Here is a 4918-nt window from a genome sequence, read left to right on the forward strand (position 1 = left end):
AATGATCTTTGAAAACTAAATAGAATCCGTCAATTTTTAAGAGTTTGATCCTGGCTCAGGATTAACGCTGGCGGCATGCCTAATACATGCAAATCGAACGAGGTTAGTTTACTAACCTAGTGGTGAACGGGTGAGTAACAAGTATCCAATCTGCCCTTAAGATGGGAATAACTGACCGAAAGGTTAGCTAATGCCCAATAATAACATTCTTATCGCATGAGAAAATGTAGAAAGACGCCTTTAAAGCGTCGCTTTTGGATGAGGGTGCTCCGTATCAGATAGTTGGTAGGGTAAAAGCCTACCAAGTCTATGACGCGTAGCTGTACTGAGAGGTAGAACAGCCACAATGGGACTGAGACACGGCCCATACTCCTACGGGAGGCAGCAGTAGGGAATTTTTCACAATGGGCGCAAGCCTTATGAAGCAATGCCGCGTGAACGACGAAGGTCTTATAGATTGTAAAGTTCTTTTATTTGGGAAGAAACGTTATGATAGGAAATGATTATAACTTGACTGTACCTTTTGAATAAGTATCGGCTAACTATGTGCCAGCAGCCGCGGTAATACATAGGATGCAAGCGTTATCCGGATTTACTGGGCGTAAAACGAGCGCAGGCGGATCTGCAAGTTTGGTATTAAATCTATGTGCTCAACGCATAGCTGTATCAAAAACTGCAAATCTAGAGTGTAGTAGAGAGTTGGGGAACTCCATGTGGAGCGGTAAAATGCGTAGATATATGGAAGAACACCGGCGGCGAAGGCGCCAACTTAGACTAACACTGACGCTTAGGCTCGAAAGTGTGGGGATCAAATAGGATTAGATACCCTAGTAGTCCACACTGTAAACGATCATCATTAAATGTCGGCACGAACGTGTCGGTGTTGAAGCTAACGCATTAAATGATGTGCCTGGGTAGTACATTCGCAAGAATGAAACTCAAACGGAATTGACGGGGACCCGCACAAGTGGTGGAGCATGTTGCTTAATTTGACAATACACGTAAAACCTTACCTAGGTTTGACATCGATTGCAAAGCTATAGAAATATAGTAGAGGTTAACAATCTGACAGGTGGTGCATGGTTGTCGTCAGCTCGTGTCGTGAGATGTTGGGTTAAGTCCCGCAACGAGCGCAACCCCTTTCGTTAGTTATTTTTTAACGATACTGCTACTGCAAAGTAGAGGAAGGTGGGGATGACGTCAAATCATCATGCCCCTTATATCTAGGGCTGCAAACGTGCTACAATGGTTGAGACAAACTGCTGCAAAACTGTAAAGTCAAGCAAATCAGACAAAATCAATCTCAGTTCGGATAGAGGGCTGCAATTCGCCCTCTTGAAGTTGGAATCACTAGTAATCGCGAATCAGACATGTCGCGGTGAATACGTTCTCGGGTCTTGTACACACCGCCCGTCAAACTATGGGAGCTGATAATATCTGAAACCGTACTGTTAACCGCAAGGAGGCATACGTCTAGGGTAGGATTGGTGACTGGAGTTAAGTCGTAACAAGGTATCCCTACGAGAACGTGGGGATGGATCACCTCCTTTCTTCGGAGTAATTTATTAAATTACACAATCAAGTGTACGAAATCACAAAACAAATCCATAATGATTTGCCGCAATTTATTTTTTATAAATCGTTATGGTCGGATTCTATTTAGTTTTGAGAGATTATTCTCTCCATATATCGACTGATATATGTGGTCGATCTTTGAAAACTGAATTATTATCAACAATCTTTCTAATGATTAGATACGCAAGTATTTAATCAACAGAATTATATTAATTTAATTAATATAGTTAACAATCATATTAAAGATACAACTTTAAGGATTTATTATAAGTTATTAAGGGCTTATGGTGAATGCCTTGGGACAAACAGGCGATGAAGGACGTGCAAATCTGCGATAAGCAACGGGTAGCTGATAAGAAGCTGTGATCCGTTGATTTCCGAATGAGTAAACTCAATATAAGTAATTTTATATTATTACATTATGAATTCATAGTAATGTAAGGCAATACCTCGTGAAGTGAAACATCTCAGTAACGAGAGGAAAAGAGAACGAATGTTATTCCGGTAGTAGCGGCGAGCGAATCCGGATCAGGCCAAACCGAATCTTGATTCGGGGTTGAAGGACTGCAATGTGGACTAATTATTGATAGTGGAATGAGTTGGGAAGCTCAATCACAGAGGGTGATAATCCCGTACACGAAATCAATAATTTACCTAGCAGTATCCTGAGTAGGGCGGGACACGTGAAATCCTGTCTGAATCCACCCAGACCATTGGGTAAGCCTAAATACTAGTTTGTCACCGATAGCGCATAGTACCGTGAGGGAACGGTGAAAAGAACCCAGAGATGGGAGTGAAATAGAACCTGAAACCATAAGCCTACAAGGTGTTAGAGCACATTTATGTGTGATAGCGTGCCTTTTGAAGTATGAGCCAGCGAGTTATTGTTGCATGCAAGGTTAAATTGTAGAAATGGAGCCGTAGGGAAACCGAGTCTTAATAGGGCGTTTAGTATGTGGCAATAGACGCGAAACGGGGTGATCTATCCATGGGCAGGTTGAAGGTGAAGTAACATTCACTGGAGGACCGAACCCACTTTCGTTGAAACGACAGGGGATGACCTGTGGATAGCAGTGAAATTCCAATCGAACTCCGTGATAGCTCGTTCTCGTCGAAATATTTTTAGGAATAGCGTTGGATAATGCAATTATGGGGGTAAAGCACTGAATCTATGATGGCGCCACCTCGGTGTACTGAATAGAATCAAACTCTGAATACCGTAATTGCTATTCCAGCAGTCAGACAGTGGGGGATAAGCTTCATTGTCGCGAGGGAAACAGCCCAGACCAATATCTAAGGTCCCTAATATATGCTAAGTGGAAAACGATGTTGAATTTCTTAAACAGCAAGGATGTTGGCTTAGAAGCAGCCACCGTTTAAAGAGTGCGTAACAGCTCACTTGTTTAGAGATTCTGCGCGGAAGATGTAACGGGGCTAAGCATATAACCGAAGATTTGGGTTATCAATTTATTGATAGCGGTAGACGAGTGTTGTATAAAGGACGAAGCCAGAGCGTGAGCACTGGTGGACATTATACAAGTAAGAATGCTGGCGTGAGTAACGAATGAGAGTGAGAATCTCTCAAACCGATTGACTAAGGTTTCCTGGGCAAGGGTCGTCCTCCCAGGGTAAGTCGGATCCTAAGGCGAGGCCAAATGGCGTAGTCGATGGAAAGCAGGTTAATATTCCTGCACCTACGTATTGAGTGATGGAGTGACGGAGAAGGTTAATATGTGCCGGTTATCGGATTCCGGTTTAAATAACAAGACTGGTGAGTAGGCAAATCCGCTCATCTTAAGGTCAAGTTATGAGTACGATCGAACCCTTCGGGCAGTAGAGAAGACATATACATCATGCTTCCAAGAAAAGCTTCTAGCGTTAATCAATAAGTAGTCCGTACCGAGAACGAACACACGTGGTCAAGGAGAATATCCTAAGGTTAGCGAGTTAACTACAGTTAAGGAACTCTGCAAATTAGCCCCGTAAGTTAGCGAAAAGGGGTGCTGGAGAAAAACCAGCCGCAGTGAATAGCGAGGGGGGACTGTTTAACAAAAACACAGCTCTATGCTAAGTCGTAAGACGATGTATATGGGGTGACACCTGCCCAATGCTGTAAGGTTAAAGAAGAATGTTAGCGCAAGCGAAGCTTTTGACTGAAGCCCCAGTGAATGGCGGCCGTAACTATAACGGTCCTAAGGTAGCGAAATTCCTTGTCGGGTAAATTCCGTCCCGCTTGAATGGTGTAACCATCTCTTGACTGTCTCAACTGTAGACTCGGTGAAATCCTGGTGAGGGTGAAGACGCCCTCTTGGCGTGATTGGACGGAAAGACCCCATGAAGCTTTACTGTAGCTTAATATTGGGATATTTTATTGCTTGTAGAGCATAGGTAGGAGACTTTGAAGTATACTCGCTAGGGTATATGGAGTCATCGTTGGAATACTACCCTTGTAATAAGATCTCCCTAACTTGCGGCCATTATCTGGTCGGAGGACATTGTTAGGTGGGCAGTTTGACTGGGGCGGTCGCCTCCCAAAAGGTAACGGAGGCGCGCAACGGTACCCTCAGCACGGTTGGAAATCGTGTTTAGAGTGTAATGGTATAAGGGTGCTTGACTGCGAGACATACATGTCGAGCAGGTAGGAAACTAGGTCATAGTGATCCGGTGGCTGTGTATGGAAACGCCATCGCTCAACGGATAAAAGCTACTCTGGGGATAACAGGCTGATAGTGCCCAAGAGTTCATATCGACGGCACTGTTTGGCACCTCGATGTCGACTCATCTCATCCTGGAGCTGGAGCAGGTTCCAAGGGTTCGGCTGTTCGCCGATTAAAGAGATACGTGAGTTGGGTTCAAACCGTCGTGAGACAGGTTGGTCCCTATCTGTCATGCCCGTTAGAAGATTGAGGAGAGCTGTTCCTAGTACGAGAGGACCGGAATGGACACACCACTTGTGATCCTGTTGTCGCGCCAGCGGCACTGCAGGGTAGCAACGTGTGGAATAGAGAAACGCTGAAAGCATCTAAGTGTGAAACTAACTTCAAGATTAATCTTCTCTTCCTTAAATGGAATAAGAATCGTTAAAGACTATAACGTTGATAGGTCAGATGTGTACGCGCGGTGACGCGTTTAGCTAACTGATACTAATTATTCGAAGACTTATATAAATTCTCGATTAATAACATTGTTGATAAAATTTAGTTTTCAAGCATCGATCAAGGTGTGGTGAAGATATCAAAGTGGAAATACCCGTTCCCATCTCGAACACGGAAGTCAAGCACTTTAGAGCCGACGATAGTTAAAACAAAATAGGTCATCGCCACGCAAAACAAAAAAGGAACTC

Annotated in this window: 3 rRNA genes; all 3 read left to right on the forward strand. The window is 43.9% G+C overall.

Features of this window, described 5'->3' with window-relative positions:
* Positions 1 to 32: 32 nt before the first annotated feature.
* The 3 genes from OF376_RS03120 (at position 33) to rrf (ending at position 4900) form a co-directional block, all read left to right on the forward strand.
* A 16S ribosomal RNA gene (locus OF376_RS03120) occupies positions 33 to 1550 on the forward strand.
* Positions 1551 to 1839: 289 nt separating this feature from the next.
* Positions 1840 to 4742, forward strand: a 23S ribosomal RNA gene (locus OF376_RS03125).
* Positions 4743 to 4796: 54 nt separating this feature from the next.
* A 5S ribosomal RNA gene (gene rrf / locus OF376_RS03130) occupies positions 4797 to 4900 on the forward strand.
* Together the 16S, 23S and 5S rRNA genes form the textbook arrangement of a ribosomal RNA operon.
* The last annotated feature ends 18 nt before the right edge of the window (positions 4901 to 4918 follow it).

The organism is Ureaplasma miroungigenitalium, assembly GCF_025780085.1.
In the GTDB taxonomy this organism is placed as follows: domain Bacteria; phylum Bacillota_I; class Bacilli_A; order Mycoplasmatales; family Mycoplasmoidaceae; genus Ureaplasma; species Ureaplasma miroungigenitalium.